The organism is Candidatus Pelagibacter sp. HIMB1509, assembly GCF_052047855.1.
Lineage (GTDB): Bacteria > Pseudomonadota > Alphaproteobacteria > Pelagibacterales > Pelagibacteraceae > Pelagibacter.
Genome location: NZ_JBNAIU010000001.1, coordinates 240,638 through 264,989 on the forward strand (window position 1 = coordinate 240,638; position 24,352 = coordinate 264,989).

At 30.1% G+C, this 24,352-nt stretch carries 32 protein-coding genes; 16 read left to right on the forward strand and 16 right to left on the reverse strand.

Features of this window, described 5'->3' with window-relative positions; all coding sequences use genetic code 11:
- Nucleotides 1-11: 11 nt before the first annotated feature.
- Entirely contained in the window at nt 12-1,826 is a 1,815-nt protein-coding gene (locus ACTTBO_RS01230; RefSeq protein ID WP_440655853.1) for a sodium:solute symporter family protein, read from the reverse strand.
- Nucleotides 1,826-2,089: a DUF4212 domain-containing protein gene (locus tag ACTTBO_RS01235; RefSeq protein ID WP_440655855.1), complete on the reverse strand. Its 264-nt coding sequence runs from the start codon at nt 2,087-2,089 to the stop codon at nt 1,826-1,828. Before ACTTBO_RS01235 ends, ACTTBO_RS01230 begins: the two co-directional genes overlap by 1 nt.
- 121 nt (nt 2,090-2,210) lie before the next feature.
- On the opposite strand from ACTTBO_RS01235, the gene ACTTBO_RS01240 reads away from it, so the two are divergent.
- Nucleotides 2,211-2,834, forward strand: a complete 624-nt coding sequence (locus tag ACTTBO_RS01240) for an esterase (RefSeq protein ID WP_440655856.1) — start codon at nt 2,211-2,213, stop codon at nt 2,832-2,834.
- Here the strand turns inward: ACTTBO_RS01240 and acs are convergent.
- The 3 genes from acs to tsaD are packed head-to-tail and all read right to left on the reverse strand — an operon-like array spanning nt 2,831 to nt 6,397.
- Nucleotides 2,831-4,897 carry an acetate--CoA ligase gene (gene acs, locus ACTTBO_RS01245; protein WP_440655857.1) on the reverse strand — a complete coding sequence of 689 codons (2,067 nt, stop codon included), beginning with the start codon at nt 4,895-4,897 and terminating at the stop codon, nt 2,831-2,833. The two genes, ACTTBO_RS01240 and acs, sit on opposite strands and share 4 nt — an antisense overlap.
- 13 nt (nt 4,898-4,910) lie before the next feature.
- Nucleotides 4,911-5,324, reverse strand: a complete 414-nt coding sequence (locus ACTTBO_RS01250) for an EVE domain-containing protein (protein WP_440655859.1) — start codon at nt 5,322-5,324, stop codon at nt 4,911-4,913.
- Nucleotides 5,324-6,397, reverse strand: coding sequence for a tRNA (adenosine(37)-N6)-threonylcarbamoyltransferase complex transferase subunit TsaD (gene tsaD / locus ACTTBO_RS01255; RefSeq protein WP_440655860.1), 1,074 nt, complete (start codon nt 6,395-6,397; stop codon nt 5,324-5,326). The genes ACTTBO_RS01250 and tsaD overlap by 1 nt, the downstream gene beginning before the upstream one ends.
- Before the next feature lie 55 nt (nt 6,398-6,452).
- Here tsaD and hemC point away from each other — a divergent pair, with 55 nt between their 5' ends.
- From hemC to ACTTBO_RS01295, 8 genes are all read left to right on the forward strand, one after another.
- The gene (gene hemC / locus ACTTBO_RS01260; protein WP_440655861.1) at nt 6,453-7,370 is read left to right on the forward strand and encodes a hydroxymethylbilane synthase; all 918 of its coding nucleotides are present in this window, start codon (nt 6,453-6,455) and stop codon (nt 7,368-7,370) included.
- A 1-nt stretch (nt 7,371) separates the two neighbouring features.
- Nucleotides 7,372-8,070, forward strand: coding sequence for a uroporphyrinogen-III synthase (locus tag ACTTBO_RS01265; protein WP_440655863.1), 699 nt, complete (start codon nt 7,372-7,374; stop codon nt 8,068-8,070).
- Between the two features lie 2 nt (nt 8,071-8,072).
- Nucleotides 8,073-9,158: a mechanosensitive ion channel family protein gene (locus ACTTBO_RS01270; protein ID WP_440655864.1), complete on the forward strand. Its 1,086-nt coding sequence runs from the start codon at nt 8,073-8,075 to the stop codon at nt 9,156-9,158.
- Complete coding sequence (locus tag ACTTBO_RS01275) at nt 9,155-9,445, forward strand: YggT family protein (RefSeq protein ID WP_262589968.1); 291 nt, start codon at nt 9,155-9,157, stop codon at nt 9,443-9,445. Before ACTTBO_RS01270 ends, ACTTBO_RS01275 begins: the two co-directional genes overlap by 4 nt.
- 8 nt (nt 9,446-9,453) lie before the next feature.
- The gene (locus tag ACTTBO_RS01280; protein WP_440655866.1) at nt 9,454-10,299 is read left to right on the forward strand and encodes a bifunctional 5,10-methylenetetrahydrofolate dehydrogenase/5,10-methenyltetrahydrofolate cyclohydrolase; all 846 of its coding nucleotides are present in this window, start codon (nt 9,454-9,456) and stop codon (nt 10,297-10,299) included.
- A gap of 79 nt (nt 10,300-10,378) precedes the next feature.
- Nucleotides 10,379-10,582 carry a hypothetical protein gene (locus tag ACTTBO_RS01285; RefSeq protein WP_262589965.1) on the forward strand — a complete coding sequence of 68 codons (204 nt, stop codon included), beginning with the start codon at nt 10,379-10,381 and terminating at the stop codon, nt 10,580-10,582.
- 3 nt (nt 10,583-10,585) lie between these two features.
- Nucleotides 10,586-10,858, forward strand: a complete 273-nt coding sequence (locus tag ACTTBO_RS01290) for an SHOCT domain-containing protein (protein WP_440655037.1) — start codon at nt 10,586-10,588, stop codon at nt 10,856-10,858.
- An 8-nt stretch (nt 10,859-10,866) separates the two neighbouring features.
- Entirely contained in the window at nt 10,867-11,658 is a 792-nt protein-coding gene (locus ACTTBO_RS01295) for a TauD/TfdA dioxygenase family protein (protein WP_440655867.1), read from the forward strand.
- Here the strand turns inward: ACTTBO_RS01295 and ACTTBO_RS01300 are convergent, their stop codons facing one another.
- Genes ACTTBO_RS01300 through ACTTBO_RS01310 form a run of 3 tightly spaced genes read right to left on the reverse strand, consistent with a single transcriptional unit; the run spans nt 11,659 to nt 14,423 of the window.
- Nucleotides 11,659-12,642, reverse strand: a complete 984-nt coding sequence (locus ACTTBO_RS01300; protein ID WP_440655869.1) for an MBL fold metallo-hydrolase — start codon at nt 12,640-12,642, stop codon at nt 11,659-11,661.
- 4 nt (nt 12,643-12,646) lie between these two features.
- Nucleotides 12,647-13,738: a PQQ-dependent sugar dehydrogenase gene (locus tag ACTTBO_RS01305; protein WP_440655871.1), complete on the reverse strand. Its 1,092-nt coding sequence runs from the start codon at nt 13,736-13,738 to the stop codon at nt 12,647-12,649.
- The gene (locus ACTTBO_RS01310; protein ID WP_440655873.1) at nt 13,713-14,423 is read right to left on the reverse strand and encodes an SDR family NAD(P)-dependent oxidoreductase; all 711 of its coding nucleotides are present in this window, start codon (nt 14,421-14,423) and stop codon (nt 13,713-13,715) included. The genes ACTTBO_RS01305 and ACTTBO_RS01310 overlap by 26 nt, the downstream gene beginning before the upstream one ends.
- 27 nt (nt 14,424-14,450) lie before the next feature.
- Between ACTTBO_RS01310 and ACTTBO_RS01315 the strand changes: the two genes are divergently transcribed.
- The 4 genes from ACTTBO_RS01315 to ACTTBO_RS01330 are packed head-to-tail and all read left to right on the forward strand — an operon-like array spanning nt 14,451 to nt 16,670.
- Nucleotides 14,451-15,941: a cryptochrome/photolyase family protein gene (locus tag ACTTBO_RS01315; RefSeq protein WP_440655875.1), complete on the forward strand. Its 1,491-nt coding sequence runs from the start codon at nt 14,451-14,453 to the stop codon at nt 15,939-15,941.
- 5 nt (nt 15,942-15,946) lie between these two features.
- Nucleotides 15,947-16,276, forward strand: coding sequence for a hypothetical protein (locus ACTTBO_RS01320; protein WP_440655877.1), 330 nt, complete (start codon nt 15,947-15,949; stop codon nt 16,274-16,276).
- Nucleotide 16,277: 1 nt separating this feature from the next.
- A complete protein-coding gene (locus tag ACTTBO_RS01325; protein WP_075506097.1) occupies nt 16,278-16,406 on the forward strand; it encodes a DUF2256 domain-containing protein in 129 nt (42 codons plus the stop codon).
- 42 nt (nt 16,407-16,448) lie between these two features.
- Complete coding sequence (locus ACTTBO_RS01330; RefSeq protein WP_023854586.1) at nt 16,449-16,670, forward strand: hypothetical protein; 222 nt, start codon at nt 16,449-16,451, stop codon at nt 16,668-16,670.
- Here the strand turns inward: ACTTBO_RS01330 and ACTTBO_RS01335 are convergent.
- From ACTTBO_RS01335 to ACTTBO_RS01345, 3 genes are read right to left on the reverse strand one after another with little or no spacing between them, the layout of a single operon-like run.
- Nucleotides 16,667-17,806: an FAD-binding domain-containing protein gene (locus ACTTBO_RS01335; RefSeq protein WP_440655879.1), complete on the reverse strand. Its 1,140-nt coding sequence runs from the start codon at nt 17,804-17,806 to the stop codon at nt 16,667-16,669. The two genes, ACTTBO_RS01330 and ACTTBO_RS01335, sit on opposite strands and share 4 nt — an antisense overlap.
- A 6-nt stretch (nt 17,807-17,812) precedes the next feature.
- Nucleotides 17,813-18,193, reverse strand: coding sequence for a phosphate-starvation-inducible PsiE family protein (locus tag ACTTBO_RS01340; RefSeq protein ID WP_075504930.1), 381 nt, complete (start codon nt 18,191-18,193; stop codon nt 17,813-17,815).
- Entirely contained in the window at nt 18,193-18,651 is a 459-nt protein-coding gene (locus ACTTBO_RS01345) for a hypothetical protein (RefSeq protein ID WP_440655881.1), read from the reverse strand. The genes ACTTBO_RS01340 and ACTTBO_RS01345 overlap by 1 nt, the downstream gene beginning before the upstream one ends.
- Nucleotides 18,652-18,747: 96 nt before the next feature.
- Here ACTTBO_RS01345 and ACTTBO_RS01350 point away from each other — a divergent pair, with 96 nt between their 5' ends.
- On the forward strand, nt 18,748-19,452 hold the full coding sequence (locus ACTTBO_RS01350) for an FkbM family methyltransferase (protein ID WP_440655884.1): 705 nt from the start codon (nt 18,748-18,750) through the stop codon (nt 19,450-19,452).
- A gap of 1 nt (nt 19,453) precedes the next feature.
- Here the strand turns inward: ACTTBO_RS01350 and ACTTBO_RS01355 are convergent, their stop codons facing one another.
- From ACTTBO_RS01355 to ACTTBO_RS01365, 3 genes are read right to left on the reverse strand one after another with little or no spacing between them, the layout of a single operon-like run.
- A complete protein-coding gene (locus ACTTBO_RS01355) occupies nt 19,454-20,641 on the reverse strand; it encodes an argininosuccinate synthase (RefSeq protein WP_440655886.1) in 1,188 nt (395 codons plus the stop codon).
- 4 nt (nt 20,642-20,645) lie between these two features.
- Nucleotides 20,646-21,155 carry an invasion associated locus B family protein gene (locus ACTTBO_RS01360; protein WP_440655888.1) on the reverse strand — a complete coding sequence of 170 codons (510 nt, stop codon included), beginning with the start codon at nt 21,153-21,155 and terminating at the stop codon, nt 20,646-20,648.
- Entirely contained in the window at nt 21,146-22,180 is a 1,035-nt protein-coding gene (locus tag ACTTBO_RS01365; RefSeq protein ID WP_440655890.1) for an aldo/keto reductase, read from the reverse strand. Before ACTTBO_RS01365 ends, ACTTBO_RS01360 begins: the two co-directional genes overlap by 10 nt.
- A 79-nt stretch (nt 22,181-22,259) precedes the next feature.
- Between ACTTBO_RS01365 and ACTTBO_RS01370 the strand changes: the two genes are divergently transcribed.
- The gene (locus ACTTBO_RS01370; protein WP_440655892.1) at nt 22,260-23,021 is read left to right on the forward strand and encodes a Bax inhibitor-1/YccA family protein; all 762 of its coding nucleotides are present in this window, start codon (nt 22,260-22,262) and stop codon (nt 23,019-23,021) included.
- A 1-nt stretch (nt 23,022) separates the two neighbouring features.
- On the opposite strand, the gene ACTTBO_RS01375 is transcribed toward ACTTBO_RS01370, so the two are convergent.
- Together ACTTBO_RS01375 and ACTTBO_RS01380 are read right to left on the reverse strand one after the other, a co-directional pair.
- On the reverse strand, nt 23,023-23,367 hold the full coding sequence (locus ACTTBO_RS01375) for a DUF2794 domain-containing protein (protein WP_440613652.1): 345 nt from the start codon (nt 23,365-23,367) through the stop codon (nt 23,023-23,025).
- On the reverse strand, nt 23,360-23,911 hold the full coding sequence (locus tag ACTTBO_RS01380) for a septation protein A (RefSeq protein WP_440619109.1): 552 nt from the start codon (nt 23,909-23,911) through the stop codon (nt 23,360-23,362). The genes ACTTBO_RS01375 and ACTTBO_RS01380 overlap by 8 nt, the downstream gene beginning before the upstream one ends.
- Nucleotides 23,912-23,998: 87 nt before the next feature.
- On the opposite strand from ACTTBO_RS01380, the gene hspQ reads away from it, so the two are divergent.
- Nucleotides 23,999-24,319, forward strand: a complete 321-nt coding sequence (gene hspQ / locus ACTTBO_RS01385) for a heat shock protein HspQ (RefSeq protein WP_262589942.1) — start codon at nt 23,999-24,001, stop codon at nt 24,317-24,319.
- Nucleotides 24,320-24,352: the final 33 nt, after the last annotated feature.

Genomic DNA, 24,352 nt, shown 5'->3' on the forward strand with positions numbered 1-24,352 from the left:
AAAAAGATTATTTATTTTTGGCCGCCGATTACAGATGCACCCGCAGGTACCCTAGAATCATCAACCATTTTTTGTGTAGCGGTATCAGGTGCTGAAGTCATTAAACTTACAACAACCATAGCCACTAAGCTAACAGTAGATCCGAAGATACCAAAGGTAGCTTGGGTAATACCTAGGAAGCCTGAACCTCCAGTTTCAACCCAAATTAAATAGCCTAAACCTGATAACAGACCTAAAGCCATACCAGCGCAAGCACCTTCTTTATTAGCTCTCTTCCACCATACACCAAGTACAAGTGGCCAGAACAATCCAGACATCGCAAAGTCAAAAGCCCAGATTACTGAACCTAAGATACCTTGGATCTCCATTGCTGCAATAGTTGCTCCTGCAAAACCAATTACTACAAGTAATACCCTTGCAACAACTAGTCTCTTAGCAGTCTCAGCTTTAGGGTCTACCATTTTGTAGTAAACGTCATGTGAGATTGCATTTGCTATCGCAAGAATCAAACCATCTGCAGTTGACATCGCAGCTGCCAAACCTCCAGCAGCAACTAGACCTGAGATTACATATGGTAATCCAGCAATTTCTGGTGTTGCTAATACAACGGCTTTACCACCCATGAAGAACTCGTTTAATTCAACAGTTCCATTTCCGTTAAAGTCGCTTACAAACATCAGATTTGCTTGGTTCCAGTTTTGATACCAATCGATTGCTTGAACTTCTGCAATTGATTTACCAATAATACCTGTTGGTAAGTTTGGATCAATCAAAGCAAGTTTAGATAGTGTCGCTAACATCGGTGCAGAAGAATATAATAGGAAGATAAAGAATACTGACCAACCTACTGATTTTCTAGCTGCTTTTACACTTGGAGTAGTAAAGAACCTCATCATCACGTGTGGTAATGAAGCTGTTCCCATCATCATTGCTAATGCTAATGAGATGAAAGCCCAAGGTGTTGCGTTTACTTCAGAATGAGCTTTAGTAATACCAGCTAACCCTTTAGGCACTGTAGCTAAATCAGCAGCAGAGTTTTTAACAAAACCAAACTGTTGTTCTAACTCACCAATTCTAGCAACTTCATCAGCTAACATGAAGTGTGGGAAGAAACCCGCACCAATGTTATTACTGATCCAGAATACTGGAAGTAGGTAAGCTATAATTAGTACAATGTATTGCGCAACCTGTGTCCAAGTTACCCCTCTCATACCACCAAGCATTGAACATAATAAAATACTTACTAGTCCAACGTATACCGCGTATTGGAATGGGATATCTAAAGCAACAGCTGCAATAGTACCTGTAGCGTTAATTTGTGCAGTCACATATGTAAATGAAGCAACCGTTAAAACGATTACTGCTAGTAGTCTAGCTGCATTACCACCGTATCTTGTACCTACGAAATCTGGAACTGTGTAACAGCCAAACTTTCTTAAGTATGGTGCTAATAAAGTTGCAACTAACACATAACCACCTGTCCAACCTACAAGCAAAGCCATATATCCGTAACCCCTGAAGTAAATACCACCTGCCATTGCAACGAATGAAGCACCAGACATCCAGTCTGCTGCCGTTGCCATTCCGTTGAACACAGTTGGAACCGTTCTTCCAGCTACGTAATAGTTACTTGCTTGGGCTGTTCGAGATAGCCAACCAATTGCTGCGTAGATGAAAATGGTAAAACCTACAAAGCAAATACCTATTGCTTTTGCAGACATACCCATCTGCTCACCAATCGCCATCAAGATTATGAAACCTATAAATCCACCAGTGTAGATTCCATAAACTTTAGGCAAGTTATCTATAAAATTACCCTTAATCATTAGTCGTCTCCTTTTTCACTAAAGCCGAACTCTTCGTCAATTTTTTCTTGTCTACCTGCAAACCAGAAAATAAGGATTACAAATATCGCAAGAGAACCTTGGCATGTGAACCAATAAGTTAATGGATACCCAAAAGGTCCAGTAACTTCGTTCATTTCAGCTCCGAAAAGGAATATACCCATTGAGAATACAGCCCAGATTGCTAATGTAACAAATAGCAAACCTCTGGTCTTTTCCCAATGCTGTTTAGCGTTTTTCGCCATGTATACCTCTCTTTTTTAGTTATAACTGCTAAAACCTTAACCATTATGAAAGAGAATAAAAGTGTAAAATTAGCCGTATTAGGTTAATTTTTTACTATATTTTCAATAAAATTAACTTTTTATGGATAAAAAAAAATTAAGTTGGAAAGATTTATCTTTGAGTGATTTCAAAGTTTATTTTTTTTCTTTGTTTAAAGCTTTTATTCCTAAAACAAAAATTAAAACTTTAGATGAGTTAGAAGAGTTTATTCAAACAAAATCTGCGTGGGTATCTCAAGTTACACTTTATAGCTATTTAAAAACCAGAATGGGAACAAGATATGTTCTTCATTTTGACAATGATGAATTTATGAAGTCTGTAAATGAAGCGAAATGGAATATTTATTCTGTTGCTCTTCAAGATTTAACTTTCTTCACTTTTTCATATTTAAAAGTTCATTCTAGTTTTAATGAAATAGTCAAAGCTAAAGAAATTTTTTTAAAAATTTTAGATGATGAGACAACAAATAACATGCCTTTAAATATTATCGAAGAAGCAAAAAAAGAATTTGATGAAAGACTAATTAAAATTGATTGGGAGAAGTATCACAATGATCGTCCTTTTAATCCAAGTGCTTTGGCGATGTACAAATGGGCACCAATAGCTGATGAGTTAAAAACTCTTGATCGAAAAATAGTTTTAAATTCTGTTATTTTAAAATGGGACGTTATTAAAAAAGAATTTAAAGATAGAATAAAGTTTTAAATATTTTTTCTGTTTTCAACCAAACTATCAACAACGCTAGGATCGGCTAATGTAGTCGTGTCTCCTAATTGACCATGTTCATTTGCAGCAATTTTTCTTAAAATTCTTCTCATAATTTTACCAGATCTTGTTTTGGGAAGTCCTGGAGTGAAATGAATTAAGTCAGGTGTAGCAAGTGGACCAATTTGTTTTCTAACCCAAAGTTTTAGATCTCTTTCGAGTTCACCAGTTTCTCTTTCACCGGCATTTAATGTTACATAACAATACAATCCATTACCTTTAATATCATGTGGGTAACCTACAACTGCTGCCTCTGCTACCTTTGGATGAGCCACAAATGCACTTTCAATTTCAGCAGTACCCAAGTTGTGTCCTGATACAATAATTACATCATCTACCCGACCTGTAATCCAATAATATCCATCTTTGTCTCTTCGGCATCCGTCACCAGTAAAATATTTACCTTCAAACTGAGAAAAATAAGTGTCTATAAATCTTTGATGATCACCGTATACTGTTCTCATTTGTCCAGGCCATGATTGTGCTATACAAAGCCTTCCTTCTCCAGGTCCTTTTATCTCTCTGCCTGATTTATCAACTAACATAGGCTTTATTCCATAAAATGGTTTTGTTGCAGAGCCAGGTTTTAGAGGAATAGCACCTGTTTGAGGAGCAATTAATATCCCTCCTGTTTCTGTCTGCCACCATGTATCTACAATTGGGCACTTAGAATTTCCAACTGTTTTGTAATACCACATCCAAGCTTCTGGATTTATCGGTTCACCAACAGTTCCAAGTAATTTTAAAGATTTTCTAGATGTTTTTTTGACAGGCTTATCACCTTCTCTCATTAGAGCTCTGATTGCAGTGGGTGCAGTATAAAAAGTATTTACTTTGTATTTGTCTACTATTTGCCACCACCTAGAACTGTCAGGATAGTTTGGTATTCCCTCAAACATTATAGTTGTTGCACCGTTCGAAAGAGGACCATAGATAATATAACTGTGACCTGTTACCCAACCAATATCAGCAGTACACCAATAAATATCTTTTGGTTTGTAATTAAAAATATACTGATGAGTCATTGATGCATACACCATGTATCCACCTGTTGTATGTAAAACTCCCTTTGGTTTTCCAGTTGAACCTGAAGTGTATAAAATAAATAAAGGATCTTCTGCGTTCATTTCTTCTGGCTCACACTGAGAAGGGACATCTTTAATTAAATCATGATACCAAACATCTCTATCATAATTCCAACTAATTGAATTACCTGTACGTTTAACAACGATACATTTTTTTACATTAGGACAGCTCTCTAATGCTTCATCAGTCGTTTCTTTTAATGGAATAGTTTTTCCACCTCTAACACCTTCATCTGCTGTAATTATATATTCTGACTCACAATCATTAACTCTTCCAGAAATAGAGTCTGCAGAAAAACCTCCAAAAATAATTGAGTGGACTGCACCAATTCTAACACATGCTAACATTAAAATAGCAAGCTCAGGTATCATTGTAAGATAAATTGTAACCCGATCTCCCTTTTTAATGCCTAATTTTTTTAAACCATTTGCCGCTTTAGAAACTTTTTGATGAAGCTGTTTGTAGGTAATTTTTTGACTATCTTTTGGATCATCACCAACCCAAATTATTGCTGTTTTATCTTTTTTATCTTTTAGATGTCTATCGATACAGTTTGCAGATGCATTTAGTGTTCCATCTTCAAACCATTTAATTTTTACTTCCTTAGAACTGTATTTAACGTCTTTAATTTTTTTATAAGGTTTAATCCAAGTAATTCTTTTTCCCTCTTTTTTCCAAAATTCGTCGTTATTTTTTATAGATTGAGAATATTTTTGCTCGTATTTACTTTTGTTAGCCAAACTACTTTTGATCCACTCAGGTTTAGTTTTTATAACTAATTCAGGAGCAGTTTTTTCATCTTGTTTTAAAATTTTTTTTGATTTTTTTCTTTTAACTTTAGTTTTTTTTTTAACTGCAGTTTTCTTTCTTACTTTAGTTTTTTTTTTAGATTTAGCTTTTTTCTTTTTTTTTGGCATGGATTATTTTTTTTTAAATTTTACTCATGTTATTTATAATTTTCCAGCTTTTATCATCAATTGGCATTACTGAAAGTCTACTTTGTTTAATGAGCGCTAAATCCCTTAAATCCTTATTTTTTTTGATATTTTCAAGGGTTACTGGTTTGGAGAATTTGCTTTTAAATTGGACTGTTACTGCAACAAATTTTCCATTCTTATCAGTTTTATCTAAATAGTGTTCTTTAATTACTTTTACTATCCCAACCACTTCTTTGCCAATATTAGAGTGATAAAAAAAACATAGATCACCCTTCTTCATACTTTTTAGATTGTTTGCTGCTTGATAATTTCTAACACCATCCCAAGGTGCTCCTTTTTTTCCAGCCTTAATTTGTTGATCAATTGACCAAACATCTGGTTCAGATTTTAATAACCAATAGTTCATTACAGTTGCACTCCTGCACCTTTTAAAAATGCAGCTTTCTCATCTAAAGGCCATCTTGGTTTAGCTGGATAATCCAAAGTATTAAATTCATTTAATTTGTATTTTTCTAGACCTACCATTGCAATCATTGCAGCATTATCTCCACAAAGTTCTATTGATGGAAATATACTTTTATAATTATTAGCTTCACATAAATTAATTAACATAGATCTAATTTTTTTGTTAGCAGCAACTCCCCCAGCAACTACAAAAACTTTTTCTTTTAATTTATTTTCTTTTTCAAATTCTTCAAATGCTATCTTTGTTTTTTTATTAAGAATTTCTTCAACAGTTTTTTGAAAAGAAGCCGCTAAATCAAATTTTTCTTGTTCTGTTTTTATAGATTTTGCAATTTTTAAAATTGCAGTTTTTAATCCTGCAAAAGATAAATTGCATCCACCTTTATTAAAAATTGGTTTGGGTAAATCATATTTCTCAGGATCTCCTTTTTTTGCCAAAACTTCGATTTGTGGTCCACCAGGAAATTCAATTCCCAAAAGTTTAGCTGTTTTATCAAATGCTTCACCTAATGCGTCATCAATAGTTGTTCCTAATCTTTTATATTTTCCAAGACCTTGAACACTTAAATATTGTGAGTGACCTCCTGAAATTAATAATAATAGATATGGATAATTTAAATGGGAATTTAACTTAGGACTTAATGCATGACCCTCAAGATGGTTAACTGCTATAAAAGGTTTATTAATTGCGCTTGCAAAAGCTTTTCCAAAACTTAAACCAACTGACAAACAAACAATTAAACCTGGTCCAGCAGTTGAAGCAACAGCATCAATTTCTTCAATTTTTTTTCCACTATCTGAAATTGCTTTTTCAACAATCCAGTCTATTTTTTCTATATGTGATCTTGCGGCTAGTTCGGGAACTACTCCCCCAAATTCTTTGTGAACATCAACCTGACTAGAAACAATATTGGATAAAACTGTTGGAATTCCTTTGTCATTTTCAGTTATAATAGACGCTGCAGTTTCATCACAGCTAGTCTCTATTCCAAGAATTAAGGGTTTTTTACTCATTCAAATAGTTTTTAATAATTGTACAATCTCAATACAAGTAAGAAATAAATTTTTAATGAATAGAAAAATTATAATAGGCTCAAGAGGAAGTAAATTGGCTTTGCTTTATGCACAAAAAGCTAAAGATAAAATTATTGAAGCTTTGGACTTACCAGATGATCAGATTGTCATTCAAACAATAACCACAAAAGGTGATCAAATTCAGGATCGAAGATTATCAGAGGTCGGTGGCAAGGGTTTATTTTCTAGTACGATTGAAAAAGAACTGAAAGAAAAAAAAATTGATATAGCCGCGCATGCATTGAAAGATATGCCAGCCATTGAAACTGAGGGACTTAGAACAAATTCATTTTTAGAAAGGACAGATCCAAGAGAAATTTTAATAACAAATGATAAGAAAAATATTAAGGAATTAAAACAAAATGCAATAGTAGGAACCTCATCTTATAGAAGGGAATTTCAAATTAAAAAAATAAGACCAGATGTTAACTGTAAATTAATAAGAGGAAATGTAGATACTAGAATCAAAAAGCTAAAGGAAGGTATTTATGATGCAATAGTTTTGTCTTATGCGGGTATAAAATATTTAAATTTAGATAATGAAATTTCTGAAATTTTTTCGACTGATCAAATTATTCCAAGTGCAGGCCAAGGTATTATTGCTTTACAGTGTAGAGATGATGATGATGAAATTATAAAAGTTTTGGAAAAAATAAATCACAAAGATACTTATATGAGAGCTCACATAGAGAGAAACATTTTAAAGGTATTGGAAGGTGACTGTGAAACTGCAATAGGTGCTCACTCAATTATAGAAGGGGATAAAATTACAGTTGAAGCTGAACTATTCTCATTAGATGGTTCCCAAATATTTTATGAAAAAAAATCTGGAAATATTGATATGTTTAAAGAAATTGGAACAGAAGTTGGTAAAACTTTAAAAATTAAATCAAATAATTCATATAAAAAGTAAAATGCATATTTTGTTAACCAGACCTATAGAAGATTGTTCAGAAATGATAGTTAAGTTTCAATCTTTAGATCATAAAGTATCTCACCTACCATTAATAAATATTGAAAAAGTTCAACATGAAGAAATTAACTCTGGTGATTATGGTGGTTTAATTTTTACAAGTTCTAATGCTGTAAAAAATTTAAATGTAGAAAATTTAAATAAAAAATTAATTTGTTTTTGTGTTGGTAGTGCTACAGAAAAAAAAGCTAGAAGTTTGGGATTTCAAAATACAATTGCTGCAGAAGGAAATGTTTCAAACCTTAAAGAATTAATTTTGCAAAATTATGAATTAAAAGAAACTCCACTTCTTTATGTGAGTGGTGAGATCATAACAACTGATTTAGACCAACAATTGTTAAAAGAAGGGTATGCTGTTAAACGTATTATCAATTATAAAGTAAATCATACGGAAAAATTTGATGAAAATTTTGTTAACGAATTAAAGCAGAATATACCAGATATTGTTTATGTTTATTCTCAAAATAGTGCCTCTAGTTTCTTAAATTTTATAAAAATCTATCAAACAGAAAACCTTTGGATGAATACAAACTTGATGTGTATAGGTGAAAAAACCTCGTCAATATTGAATGAAATCAAATGGAAAAAGATATTTCTTTTTAATCCTGGAGAAGAAGAGTTTTTGTTATATAAAATTTAGGTATGGAATTAATAAATAATTTTTCTGAAATATTTTTATCTGTTTGGAAAAAAGGAATACTTGGTGTTGATATTTTTCAAATATTAATCGGAATAGGGATATTCTTACTTTTTTTAGTCTTTAGAGGGTTAATTAGTAAATTAATTATAAAAAAATTAGAAATTATCTCAAAAAGAACAACAAATAAATTAGATGACACTTTTGTTCAGTCATTAATTGGTCCAGCTAGATTTTTACCAATTGTATTAGGTTTCTTTATTGCAAGTTACTACATGACCTTTTCAACAGAGGGTAGAGAAGTAGTTGATACAATTAATAGAACATTAATTACGATTTTAATTTTTTGGGTTATTCATCAAATCATAGAACCAATTTCATATATCTTAAGTGGACTAGATAAACTTTTAACTAGGGAACTTATTGGTTGGATAATTAAATCACTTAAGATTTTAATATTTATTTTAGGATTAGCTGCAGTACTAGAATTATGGGGTATTAAGATAGGACCAATTATTGCTGGTCTCGGTTTGTTCGGAGTTGCTGTTGCACTTGGAGCACAAGATTTATTTAAAAATTTAATTTCTGGAATTTTAGTATTAGTTGAAAAAAGATTTAAAATTGGAGATTGGATTGCAGTTGATGGGATTATTGAAGGTACAGTTGAAAAAATTGGGTTTAGATCAACAACAATAAGAAAGTTTGATAAATCTCTAGCGATTATTCCTAATTTTCAATTTGCAGAAAATGCTGTTGTTAATGTTAGCGAAACATCTAATTGGAGAATTAGATGGGTAATTACATTACAGTACGACTCTACAATTGATCAATTAAAAAAAATAAGAGAGGAAATTGAAAGTTATATAAACAACAGTGAAGACTTTAATCAATCAACTGGGGTTGCTGTTAGAATTGAGAAGTTTTCAGATAGTTCAATAGATTTATTGGTGAGATGTTTTACCAATTCAAATAGTTGGAGTAATTCACTAGAAGTTAAAGAGAGATTAGCAATTGAAATTAAGCAGATTGTAGAAAAAAATAAGGCCTCTTTTGCTTTCCCAAGTCAGTCAATTTATGTTGAGAAAAAATGATAGCAATTTTTTATTTAGTTTTACAGATTTTAAAACTGTATTCCTATGTTGTCATAGCAAATGTAGTTATAAGCTGGTTGATAGCATTTAATGTTTTAAATACTCAAAATAGATTTGTTTACTCAATTTTAGAGCTTACATACAAATTGACTGAGCCAATACTTAATAAAATTAGACGTTTTTTACCCAATTTAGGATCACTAGATATTTCACCAATCATTCTTCTTCTATTGATTTGGTTTATTGAAATGTGTATGAAGCTCTACATTGCACCAATTATATTTTAGAAAGTAAAATGATTTTAATTGACGGAAAAAAAGCTGCAGCTGAATTAAGAGAAGAATTAAAACAAGAAGTATCAGGACTTAAATCCAAATATAATAAAGTTCCTGGTTTAACTGTAATATTAATTGGAGATCTTACTCCAAGCCAAATTTATGTTCGTAATAAAGAAAAATCAGCAAATGAAGTAGGGTTAAAATCAGAAGTAATTAAATATCCAGATAGTGTCGAAGAAAAAACTGTTTTAGAGAAAATTGAAGAATTAAATAAAGATGAAGCAGTATCAGGAATTTTAGTTCAATTGCCATTACCAAAACATATAGATAAGCAAAAAGTTATTGAGGCCATTGATCCTTCTAAAGATGTAGATGGTTTTCATCCAATGAATGTAGGAAATCTTTCATCAGGTTATGAAAGTTCAGTTCCTTGTACACCTCTTGGCTGTTACTTGTTAATTAAAAAAATTGAACCAAATTTAAGTGGAAAAAAAGCAGTAGTAGTTGGTAGATCAAATTTAAATGGAAAACCAATGACGCAATTACTTTTGAAGGAAAATTGTACCGTAACAATTACCCATTCAAAAACTAAAGATCTAAAAGCTGAATGTTTAGAAGCTGATATAATTGTTGCAGCAGTTGGAATACCTGAGCTTGTAAAAGGAGATTGGGTAAAGAAAGATGCAATAGTAATTGATGTTGGTATCAATAAAACTGACAAAGGTATTGTTGGAGATGTTGATTTTGAAGATGTTTCAAAAAATGCAAAAGCTTTAACCCCTGTTCCAGGTGGAGTGGGGCCAATGACTATCGCTTGTTTATTAAAAAACACAATTGAGTGTTTTAAAAGATCACAAAAATAAACACTTTTTATATAAGTTTAATTGTCTCAAGGATATTTAAACTGATTTAATTACTGTTGTATTTGATAAGCTGGTTTTAATGAAAAAACCTAAATACGAATACAGAATTGCAATAATAATGATTTTATTAACTGCAGTTCCAATTGGAGCTACCCAATTAGGTTGGTATTTATATAACAAACAAGTTGGATTTGATTTTGGAATGATCGCTGGAGTTTTTTCTGTTATCTTAGCTGGATATTTGATGTATGAAAAAGGTTGGAGAGATGAGGATGAGGATTAATTAATGGAAAAAATTATTTTTTTTGCTTTAGCAGTGCCAATTTTAGGGTTTGTTTTTTACCTAGGTGGTTCTGCAATCATGAAAGGTTTTAAGGCTAAAGTTGATAATCGACCTATTAAACCTGAGGAAATAGAAACAGATTCTGAAACAGTAACTAGACCCTCAAATAGTAATGATTTAAGTTCTGAAATTTCAAAATTAAATGAGTTGTACAAAAATGGAGCTCTTACCCAAGAAGAGTTTGAAAAAGCTAAAAGTAAATTACTTAATAGCTAAACATAGATATGTTTAAAATTATTCCCAATAAAAAAAATATTGGGGCTGAGATTATTGGTAACGTTAAAAAAATCTCTAAAAAAGATTTTAAATTTTTTTTTAAAGCACTCGAGCTTTATGGTATGATTTTTTTTAGAAGACAAAAATTAAGTTCATCAGATTATATACAGTTTGCTAAACATTTTGGTAAACTAGCTAAATATCCAAGACTAAAAGGATTAAGTAAGAAATATAAACAAATTACTGTTGTTCAAAGGAAAGCAACAGATAAGGGACCTAGCTTTGGAGAACAGTTTCACACAGACTCAATTTACACAAAAAAACCACCTAGATTTACAATGCTTTATTCTAAACTAGTTCCTAAGAAGGGTAGAGCAAACACTGAATTTTCCTCTCAATACTTAGCTTATGATTATTTGCCTAAATCAATTAAAAATAAATTACTCAAAGTGAAGGGAAGGTACTCTTCTGAAGGACCAATTTCAGTTACTACAAGAGAAAGAGTAAAAGAGAAGGGTAGAAAGATTGAAGAATTAAAATCTATTCATAAAATTATAAAAAAGATAAACTCTAAAAATACGATTTATTGCAGTCCTGGACATCTTGTAGGATTTTCTCCAAATATAAAAAATTCTGAAAAAGTTAAAAGACAATTATTTAAGCACCAAGTTAAAAAAAAGTTTCAATACTCATTAGAATGGGAAAAAGATCAGTTAGCTATTTGGGACAATAGATCCATGCTCCACCAAGCTACCCCTTTTAAAGGCAATAGAATTATGCATAGAATAACTATATTATAGTTATAATAATTCGTTTAAGGATTTTACCTCACCAATATTAAATGTAATTGCATCTTCTCTTTTAAATCCATAATTTTCTGCATTATCTTTAAATCGAATTGGTGGTTCCATAATTGGCTCTAAAGATAAAACAAAAGTCCCCCAATGCATTCCTAATACTTTTTTGCTTTTAAGATCTTTTGCTACATTTAAAGCTTCTTCTGGAGTTGTGTGGTAAATAGTTTTGTCAAACATTGGTTTAAAATTATATGCTCCGATGTTGATCATAGTAAGATCAATTGGACCATATTTTTCCCCTAATTCTTTATAAATATTTCCATAACCAGTATCGCATGCAAATAAAATTTTCCTATTTTTATATTCAATTAAAAAATTTCCCCACAAAGTTTTATTTGTGTCTGTTAGGCTTCTTTTTGACCAATGAACTGCTGGTAGCAAGGTTACTTTTAAATCACTATTAATATTTTTATGATCATACCAATCCATTTCATTTACATCTTTGTAATTCTTAAAATATTTTCCAAGGTTAAGTGGAACCAATACTTTTGCATCCTTGTATGGAAAATTTCTGATAGTTGACATATCTTGATGATCATAATGATTATGAGTTAATAAAAATAAATCTGTTTTTGGAATTTCGTTTAGATCTAAAGCAGGTTTAGTAAATCTTTTTGGTCCAAATATTAACGGACCTGCATTTTTTGAAAAAACAGGATCAGTAATAATTGTTGTATTACCTAATTTAATTAAATAAGTAGCGTGCCCAATCCAGGCAATGTAATCATCATTTTTGTATTTTTCTAAATTAGACTTAACTTTTTCTTTTTCGACAACATGCTCTTTTGGAAAATTAAGACTAATATTTTTTCTTAATTTACTGAAAGTTCTATAAGAAAATTTACCTGATCTAGATATTACAACTGGTGAACCTTCAGGATTTCGAAAAGTTCCATCTGATAAGTGGTGGTAAGGTTTCTCTTTCACTTTATTAATTATTTTTTTCCATTAACCACAAATCATCTCCAGCTAAAAAGTAAATTTTCCCATCAACTGGGTGAACTTGTATGTCTCTAATTCTCCCAATTTTATCCTTAAAAATAATTTCCTCTTGGATTTCAGATGTGTTTGAAAATATTAATTTTCTTAAAGATTTATCTTTAAGAGAAGTAATTAATGCGTGACCATTCCATTCCTCAAACTCTTTACCTTTATAAATTGTAATAGCACTTGCAGCGATTGACGGAACCCAATATTGGATGGCTTTTGTAAATCCTGGTTTCCATTTTGGACCAATTTTAGTTCCAGAATAATTTGTTCCTCCCCAGCCTAAAATTTTCCAACCATAATTTTCTCCTTTTTTGGCCTCTCCAAACCAATCACCACCTCTTGCTCCATGATTGCTCATATAAATTTTTCCATCAAATTCTGAAAAAGTTAAACCCTGAGGATTTCTAACTCCTATCTGGTATATCTCTGGAAGCCAATCTGGCTTACCTTCAAATTTAGGGTTATCTTTTGGAATACTTCCATCTAAATTAATTCTAATAATACTGCCCGGATGTTGAGTTGGATCTTGAGCAATCATATTCAAGCCTCTTTCACCTGCAGAAGCAAATAAGTAATTTTCCTTGATAGCAAGTCTCGATCCAAAATGATATCCAGACTCAATTGGTGGATTTGCTTGAAATATATTTTTAAAATTTAAAGAATTTTTATTTAAATCAGCTTTTGCAATTGAGGTGCTAGTTTTCCAGTCTCCTCTATTTTCTGAATATGAAATCCATAATTTTTTATCTTTATAAATAATATCTAAAAGACCACCTTGACCATGAACAAAATAGTTTAAATTATGCTCAACTTCAGAAATATTTTTAGAAATAATATTTATTATTTTAATTTTGCCACCTTTTTCTGTAACAATTAATTCTTCATTATTAATGAAACTTGAACCCCATGGTTCACTAAAAGACCCTAATTTTTCAAAATTATAATTTTTAGAATTTGCTGTTGCAGAAATTAAAATAAAAAAAAATATAAAAATAAATTTTTTCACTTTATGAAAGTTTAGATCTACCGCCATCTACAGCTATAACTTGACCAGTGATCCAAGAACTATCTTCTGTAAGTAAAAATTTAGCAAGTGATGCTGAATCTTTTCCTTCCCCTAATCTTTTTAACGGATGAGCTTTTGCAATACCTTCTGCTAAAGCAGCATTTTTTAACATGGGTTCAGCAATTTTAGATTTTGTTAAGCTTGGTGCCACACAATTTACTCTTATGTTTGGAGCAAATTCTGCAGCCAAAGAAACAGTCAGACCTTCAACAGCTGCCTTTGCTGACGCGATAATTGCATGATTAGTGAAACCTCTTTGTGCGGCAACAGTTGAAAACATTACAATTGAACCTTTATTTTTTTTTAAAGTTTCTTGATATCCCTTGATAGCTTCAACAGCAGAATAAAGATTAAGTTTCATACATTTTTGAAAATCTTGTTCATTAATCATTCTAAGTGGCTTTAAGTCTATGGATCCTACACAGTAGGCCAATCCTTTGATTTCAGGAATATCTGATTTAACTTTTTCTACGAAACCTTCTTCAAGAACATCTGCAATCGTATATGAACACCCAAGCTTTTCTACAATTGGAGCAAGTTCACTTTCATTTCTTGCAACTAAATGAATATCATTTCCTGAATTTTTTAATTGTTCTGCTAAACTAGATCCAATCGAGCCAGTTGCACCAAAAATAAGATATTTTTCTGACATAAAAATTTTTATTAGTTATATTTAAATATGAAGTTATTTTTTATACTTGGCAACCAATTATTTCCAACAAAATACATAGACCGCTTCAAAAAAGACCATCTATTCTTTATGGCTGAAGACAAGGGTTTATGCACCTATGAAAAGCATCATAAACAAAAAATTTTATTATTTTTATCATCAATGCGATCTTATGCTGATGAGTTAAATAAAAATAAATTTAAATTAGACTATGTCAAAATTGAAGACAAAGAGTTTCATGATGATTATTTAAAAAAGTTAAAAAAAATTATTAATCAAAAAAAAATAAAAGAAATTTCTAGTTTCGAAGTAGAGGATAAATTTTTTGAAAAAAAAATTTCTCAATTTTTAAAAAAAGAAAAAATTAATTGGAATGTAATTCAAACACCAATGTTTCTAAATTCTAGAGAAGAATTTAAAAATTATTTATCAAAATCAAAAAAACCTTTTATGGCAATTTTCTATAAGGAGGTTAGAAAAAAATCTGAAATATTGATGGGATCAGATGGTAATCCAATCGGAGGTAAATGGAGTTTTGATGAAGATAACAGAAATAAATTACCAAAAAATATATCAATTCCTAAATTTCCAAAAATTAATGAAACTAGTCACACAAAAAAATTGAAGCCTATTATTGAGAAGGAATTTAAAAACCATCCAGGGAGTACAGAGAATTTTTGGTTTGCTACTGAATATGACGATGTGGTTAAACTTTTAAACTTTTTTATAAAAGAAAAATCTAATCTATTTGGTGATTATGAGGATGCTGTTGATCAAAAAGATAATATTCTTTTTCATAGTGCTTTAAGTCCTTATATAAATTTAGGTATAATAACACCTGAATTTATTATCCAAAAAATTTTAGATTTTCATAAAAAAAATAAAATTAGAATGAATTCTTTAGAGGGTTACATACGTCAGTTAATTGGTTGGAGAGAATTTATGCGTGGAATTTACCAATCTTACTCACAAGAAATGGAAACAGGAAATTTTTTTAAACAGAATAGAAAAATGAAAAGTTCATGGTATGAGGGTACTACTGGTCTTCCACCTTTAGATTATGCGATTAAAAATGCAGTTAATCATGCCTGGTCACATCATATTGAAAGATTAATGATCTTATCCAATATTATGAACCTTTGTGAGATAAAGCCTACAATTGTTTATAAGTGGTTTATGGAGATGTTTGTAGACTCATCAGATTGGGTAATGGTTCCCAATGTATATGGAATGGGATTGTTTAGTGATGGAGGGATTTTCGCAACTAAACCATATATTTGTGGATCTGCATATTTTATGAAAATGATGGACTTTAAGAAAGGTGATTGGTGTAACACCATGGATGGTCTTTATTGGAGATTCATAGATCGGAACAGAAAATTCTTTTTAAAAAATCCAAGACTATCAATGATGGTTAGAATTTTTGATAAAATGAAAGACGAGAGAAAAAAAATGATTTTATCAGAGGCTGATAAATTTATTAAACAAAATACTAACTAAACTATATGTATATTGCCATTACTGGTTTGAAGCCAAAAAATTTTTTTTCAAAACTAAGATTTTGGTTGTTAGCAATCCCATCTTTTAAAGCAGCTCAAAAAGCCGAAGGAAATACATTTTGTGAAACAAAGCCATTTAACGGATACCAACATACTTTAACAGCTTGGAAAGATAGAGAGTTAATGGTTAAATATTTAAATGGAACTGTGCATTCAAAAGCCATGAGAAACTTTAGAGCAATTACAACAGGCTCTACATATGGTTATGAAAGTGATTATATTCCAACTTGGGATGAAGCTTTAGATCTTTGGAATAAAAATTTTAAAGAATATTAAATTGAAAAAACAAAATTTACCTTCGAAGGTTTGTCCTGTATGTAAAAGACCATTTACTTGGCGCAAAAAATGGAAATTAAATTGGGATAAAGTTAAATATTGTTCAAAAAAGTGTTCTTCATCAAAATAGACCTCTTTAAAAATTTAATATTCCAACATAATAATATTGATAATGAATAATAAAATCTTTGAATGGGCAGGGGTTATTACAGCAATATTATATTCTTTATTTGTGGCCTTAAATATAGGTATAGAGTTTTTTGGTTTTTGTTTATTGCTTTTGTCAGCTATTCTAATTGGAATTTGGGCTTATAGGGGTGGACACAAAGGAATTCTCTTACTACAATTTTTTTATGCGACTGCTGGAATTATAGGTATGGTCCGATGGTTTTAATTGAAGGTTGAAACAATTTTGGGAATATAATTTTTAAAATTAAAAAAACCTTTATTACAATATTGCCAAGCTAACTGATCAAGGGTTCTGTACAAAAAATCTACATTTATATTATTTGAATTTAAGTAGTATAAGTTTTCACCGACTGTTGGATACAATCCATAACAATTTTCAATGTTTGTTATTTCACTGATATCAATTAACTGAAAATCAATAGATTGATTTTTTAATCTTAGTCCTTGGTCTTCTATTAATTGAGATTTAAATTTCACTAATTTTTCACTGAGTTTTATAGATCTATTTTCATTTTTGTTAGAAACTAAGTAAATTTTCTTAAAATTTTTTTCTTTAAAGTCAGTGATTTCAAATGAGAGATTATTATCAAAAATTAAAAGATTTTTTTCTTCAATATTTTGTGGATTAGTAAAATCTTGTTTTATTATTTGATAAGATTTTCCTGAGATCTTAGGAGGGGCATTTTCATTTAATTTTATGTTTTGAAATCTATTGTTTGTGAATTTTTTAATATTCCATTCACTAGCAAGATAGTGTTTGCCTTGAGTTTGAACACCTGCAACCCATCGCCATCCCAGAGTATTTGATGCAGCATCTCCATCAAAAAGATTTTGGATGAAAAATTCTGCGCCTAATTGCCAAGGTAGTTCTAAGGTAAAAATCCAAATGCTTGCAAACCACATTCTTGTATGATTGTGCAAGTAATTGTTTTCTTTTAGTTCATTAACCCACTCATTGAAGCATTCAATATCTGTTTTTCCTTCTATTGCTGAGAGGTAATTTTTATTATTTTGAAATTCATTTTTTATTTGATTTAATTCAATAAGATAATCTGTCCAAACATTTGGTCTTAGCTCTAACCAACCTTTCCAATAAGTTCTCCATAAAACTTCTTGAATAAATTTTTCATTTTTTGAAAAAGAAAATTTGCTTAGAGCTTTCTGGACGACCTCTTTTTCGTTTATAATTCCGTGTGTTATGTATGGAGATAAGCAAGATATGTTATTTCTTTTTTCAGGACCAAAATCAAAATTTCTTAATTTAGAGTATTCTGCAAGACTGTTATCGACAAAATTATTTAATTGATTTAAGGCCTTAGCCCTTGAAGGTTCAAACATCATTTTAAATTATTTTGATTTTTTTTTCTTGAGACCCAATTTATCACTATGTCTCAATCTTAAGACAACAATTGCTCCAGCAATTAATAAAATTGCGACCGCTTCATAAACAAGTGCAGTAGGATCCATTTCTTTTCCTTGTAAAATAATAAATCGTGCAAGAGCAGTAATTGCAATAAGCAGCGGAAGGGTAATACTAATTGATTGTTGGTTCCAAAAAACTCTAACCATCGCCAGGACCTCTAGATAAAGAAACATTAGTAGTAGATCAGCTAATGTTACAGATTGATTTAAGAACATATTTTTCATCTCAATTCCCACTGCAATAACTGTGCTGATTAAGATAATAACCATCAATGCTAGTTGTAAGTTTTTTGCTATCTTGTCCATTATTTATCTTTACTAAATGGAAGCCATTTTTCAAAAACTGATTTTGACGGCCCATCATAAGGAATTGAATAAGAACTTGGATTAGGACTAGTTAATACTTCAATACCTTTTGAAAAAACAAATATAAATACTATCACAAAAACAATTACCATAATCTTAAATGGGTCAAAATTTTTAGTTTCAAATACACTGCTAGATCTTTCCTCTGCTTTATGAAATTGTTTAAAAGTCATATACACAGCAAAAATTAATCCTACATGCGCCACATAAAGACCTGCCCAACCAAATGCAAATGTTGTGTATGAGAATACATATAAACTGAAAACCGTAGTCCAAATAAAACTTAGAACTAAAAGAATTTGAAGTCTAACTGTTTTGGGTAGTGCTCTCAGATCATTTTTACTATCATCAAACAAAATGTTTGCTGCATCTTTCATCCAGTTTTTAATTGTGCTCATAATTTTATTCTATAAGTGAAAATACTTATAGCAATTACTAATTTATCTCAAAAAGATAGTTTAATCTTAGCTATTTTATAAATATAAGTTATTTTGATGACTAAAATTTTACCTGATAGTATTTTTTATAAAATGTACCTGTATTACAATTTATATATAAGAAATAAGGCGTACAAAAAAAGAAAAAGTTATTCTCAGGATCAAGAAGATTTATTTATTAATAGTTATTTTAAAAATATTGATAACGGATTTTATCTAGATATTGGCTGTTATCACCCAATAAAATACAGCAATACTGCTTTATTATATAATAGAGGTTGGCGTGGAATTAACATTGATATGAATCAAACTTCTATCGATTTATTTAAAATTTTAAGAAAAAAAGATAAAAATATATGTGCCGCGATATCAAGTACAAATAAAGAAGTGACACAATTTATTGATCACCTATTTAGCCCCATAAATACTATAGATAAAAATTTTTCTCAAATAATCTCAAAGAAATTTAAAATTAAACCTTTTTCTGAAAAAAATATTTTTACAAATACCTTAAATGAGATTTTAGAAAAATATAAAATTCAAATTACAAAAATTGATTTTTTAAATATTGATGTTGAGGGACATGATTATGAGGTTCTTAGGGGCATAAATCTATGTAATTTTAAACCAAAAATTATTTGTATAGAAATTGATAATCATGAAAAAAATCTAAATAAAGAAAATATTCAAATTTATTTAAAAAAGTTAAATTATAAAATTATTAAACGAATTGGTTTTAATGCTTTTTTTGAAAGAAATTGATCTAATTTTTTATTCTTATTTTGTGAAAATTTATAAATCTTTCAACATTAGATTTATTAAATGTTTTGTTTTCTTCAAACGAAACTTTTTTCATAGAGTATGCTGAACTATTTGTAATTCGAGACTCGATTATTACATTTCCTTTATAAAGCTTAAGTTTTACTGAGCCATTAACTTTGTTTCTTTTTAGATCAACAATTTTTTGAAGTTTAAATCTTTCTTTTGAATACCAATAACCATTATAAATAAGTTCAGCATATCTTGGCATGATCCGATCTTTTTTATGCATTGTTTCTTTATCTAAAGTTACGGATTCGATTGCTCTATGCGCATGAATTAATAAAGTTCCACCAGGTGTTTCGTATACACCTCGAGACTTTATTCCAATAAATCTGTTTTCAACTAAATCGACTCTTCCTATTCCATTTTTTCCAGCAATGTTGTTCAATTTTTCTAATAGTTTTGAAGGAGACATTTTTTTTCCATTAATTGCAAAGGGATCTCCATTTTTAAAATTGATGGTAATAAATGAAGGTTTGTTTGGAGCTCTCTCAGGAGAAACTGTTCTTTGGAAAATAAATTCTGGCGCAGAATTTTTTGGATTTTCTAATACTTTCCCCTCAGTTGAAGTATGAAATAAATTGTCATCTACTGAAAAAGGTGGAGCACCTTTTTTATCTTTTGGTATTGGTATGCCGTGTTTTGTTGCATAGTTAATTAAATCAGTTCTTGATCTTAATTTCCAAATTCTCCATGGAGCAATAATTTTTATTTTTGGTCCAAAGTAATGATAGCCTAATTCAAATCTTACTTGGTCGTTTCCTTTTCCTGTAGCACCATGTGAAACTGCATTAGCCTTAAATTTTTTAGCAATTCTTATTTGGTCTTTTGCAATCAGTGGCCTAGCAATAGAAGTTCCTAAAAGATACACCCCTTCATAAATTGCATGTCCTCTGATCATTGGATAAACATAATCTTTTACAAAAACATCTTTTAAATCTTGTATAATAATATTTTTGACACCAAATTTTTTTGCATTCTTAAAAATTTTTTTTCTATCAATTTCTTGGCCAACATCAGCAGTATAACAAATTACTTCAGCGTTATAATTTTCTTGAAGCCATTTTAAAATTATGGATGTATCTAAACCGCCTGAGTAGGCAAGTACAATTTTATTTTTTGATTTCATTTAATTATGTGCAAGCTTTTTTTGATGCATTATAAGCTTTGGTAAATCCAAGCAAAGAATAATGATCAATTGTTTGGGATCCATTTTGATTGTAACCAGTAATCATTATTCTTGATCCCTTCTTCATTCTACTAATCATTTTTACTTCAATTTTGTTATCAGCAATCCATGCAAATCCTTGTTGCATTATATCAAACTTAAATTTGTTCTTTCCAGATGCGGCAATAACAGAATTCTTGTTATTAAATTCATATCCAGGAGTAACACTTACTTCATTTGAAATACTTTCTTCTGGTCTAAAAGTTACAAATAATTTTGCATCTCTTTTGTTTGATTTTGGTGCTTGAAGTACAGGCACTGATTGAGCAAAACATACTTTGCCATCAGGTTCATATGCCACCATTGCCTCCCAATCTTTAAATTTACCGATTTTTTTTACTTCCTGAGCAAATATATGATTTGAACTTAAGATAAATAAAGTTGATAAAAATATTATTTTTTTAATTAAGGACATGGATTTGAGTAAATGGTTTGAACTTGATCGATTTCTTTAATGACATCGCTTGATAGGTTTATATTTACACTCTCTATATTTGATTTCAACTGCTTGATTGTAGTTGCTCCAATTATAACACTTGTCATAAATTCTTGGATTTCACAGAATTTAATAGACATTTGTGTCATATTTAAATTGTGTTTCTCACAAATTTTAAAATAAAGTTCTACTGCGGCCTCCGTGTTTGGTTTTCTATATCTTGTCCAAAAATCAAAATCTCTTTCCATTCTTGATCCTTTGGGAAAATTCTTATTTCTATATTTACCGGTTAAATATCCACTTGCTAGAGGTGAATATGCAAGGCATCCAATTTTTTCTCTAATTGAAACTTCGGCTAATCCTACTTCATAAGATCTATTCAGTAAGCTGTATGGATTTTGAATAGACATCATTCTTGGTAAATTTTTATCTTTCGATAACTGTAGATAATTTAATGCTCCCCAAGGAGTTTCATTTGAAAGACCAACGTATCTAATTTTCCCTGCTTTAATATATTTATCTAATTCCTCAAGAACATCTTCAAATTTATTCCAATCATTTTCTTTATGAACGTAACCAAGTCTTCCAAAATTATTTACATTTCTTTCTGGCCAATGAAGTTGATATAAATCAATATAATCTGTTTTAAGTCTTTTGAGACTGTTGTTTAAAGCCGACTCCAAGTTTGGGCCTTTAAAACTATTTTCTCCATTTCTTAAATAATCTCTAGCTGGACCAGCAACTTTTGTAGCTAGAATAACTTCTTTTCTTTTTTTTGTTTTTTCAAACCAATTACCAATTATTTCTTCAGTATCCCCATAAGTTTCTTTACGAGGAGGAACTGCATACAATTCAGCTGTGTCCCAAAAATTTACTCCATTGCCTAGAGCAAAGTCCATTTGTTCAAATGCTTCTTCCTGAGTATTTTGTTCTCCCCAAGTCATTGTACCGAGACAAATTGTACTCACATCAAGATCGGTATTTCCCAATTTTTTGTAATTCATTAATGTTTTATGTTAACTTTTTATTATTATTTTAAGGTGTCTTGAATAATCATTAAAAGACTATTATATGTAACATATTATGGAATTTGATAAAAATGGAATATTAAATAGAGCTAAAGCAGCGCAACAAACTGCTGCTATAATGGATGAAGGCTTAAGAGCATACATGTTAAAAGTTTACAACTATATGGCAACAGGTGTGTTGCTAACAGGGATCATTGCATTAATAACATTTAAGATGTCGGTATTGACTGATCAATCAGGTGCAATTGTTGGATTAACACAAATGGGTAATGCAATTTATTTATCAGGTCTTAAATGGTTGGTAATGTTAGCTCCATTGGGTATCGTTTTTTATATGAGTTTTGGTATTAATAAGATGAGTGCTTCAAAAGCTCAAACAACATTCTGGGTGTTTGCAGCTTTAATGGGACTATCATTATCTTCAATCTTATTAGTTTATACTGGTTTAAGTGTTACTAGAGTGTTCTTCATAACTTCAGCAACTTTTGGAGCGATGAGTATTTATGGTTATACAACTAAAAGAGATTTAACTAAGTTTGGATCATTTTTAATGATGGGATTGATCGGTATAATTATTGCATCAATCGTTAATATTTTCCTAAAGTCTTCAATGATGTACTTTGTAATTTCAATTTTAGGTGTCTTAATTTTCGTAGGTTTAACTGCTTATGACACTCAAAAAATTAAAAACATGTATGTTGCAAGTGACTCTGGTGAAATCATTGGAAAAAAAGCAGTAATGGGTGCTTTAACATTATACTTAGACTTTATTAATCTGTTTATAATGTTGTTAAGACTTTTTGGTCAAAGACGATAATTTATTTTTGAAGTTTCTTCCAATTAGTATTTTTAAGTAAAGACTTAAGTTCGTAAGAATTTTTTAAAATCTTACCGCTTGTATCTGTGATTAAGTATTTTAAATTTTTATTTTTTGGCTTAAAATTTTTACAAATTTTATAGAGCGCATTCTCTGCCGCATTCCTAAATACACTAAAGCTAACTTGTTTACTTGATATGTTGAGACCATAATCTTTCCAAGAACCCTCGGAAACCATCTTTGCATAGAGATCTAAGATTATTTTAAGCTCATCTTTTTCAAAAAATTGTTTTTCTTCTATTTTATTATGTGGATTGTTTACTACTAATCTTAAGTTATTACGCATCTATTTTATGTTTATTTATCAAAGGTACCTGAAATCCAGTAAACACTATTGTTATTGGAAGCATTCCCCATACTTTAAAATTGACCCAAAATTCTTCAGTTTGTGTTCTCCAAACAAATTCATTTAATAATGCAAGACCAAAGAAAAAAAACATCCATCTTCGATTTAAAATTTCCCATCCGATATCTGACAAAGGTATTGACTTACCCATAACTTTTTTAAGCACTGGTTCTTTCGTAAAGTATTTTCCAAAATATAAAGCCAAAGCAAACATGATATTTATTATTGTTGGTTTTACATAAATAAATATTGGATCATTAAAGTAGATAGTGAGACCTCCAAAAAAAGTTATTAAAATTCCACTTAACAAAGGCATCGGTGGTATTTTTTTTTCAAAAAACCAAACAACTGCCAATGCAATAATAGTTGCAACTATTAAGGGAGGAATTGCTACTGATAAATTTTTTCCACTGTTGTAATAATAGAAAAAAAATATTGCTAGTGGCCCAAAATCAGTAACAAATTTTAAAAAAGATTTATTCACTTAAAAGATATTAACATATTTGCCACATCACAAAACATTAATATTTTTTACATTGATTTTTATTTTTAAATACCCATACTAACTATCATGGCAATCCAAAAAGCTAAATTCTCAATTGGAGATATTGTTAAACACAAGCACTTCGAATTTAGAGGTGTGATTTACGATGTAGATTTTGAGTTTAACAATTCAGAAGAATGGTATCAGTCTATTCCCAAAAACGTTAGACCAAGAAAAGATCAGCCTTTTTACCATTTACTTGCTGAAAATGATGAAATTACTTACGAAGCCTATGTTTCAGAGCAAAATCTTTTGATGGATGACTCAGACGAGCCTATAAAACATCCGTTAATTGAAGAAATTTTTTCAGGTAAAAAAGGCTCAAGTTATTTCAAGCTTTCTAATTAGCCATCATTATTCAAACACATTTATTTCCAATCT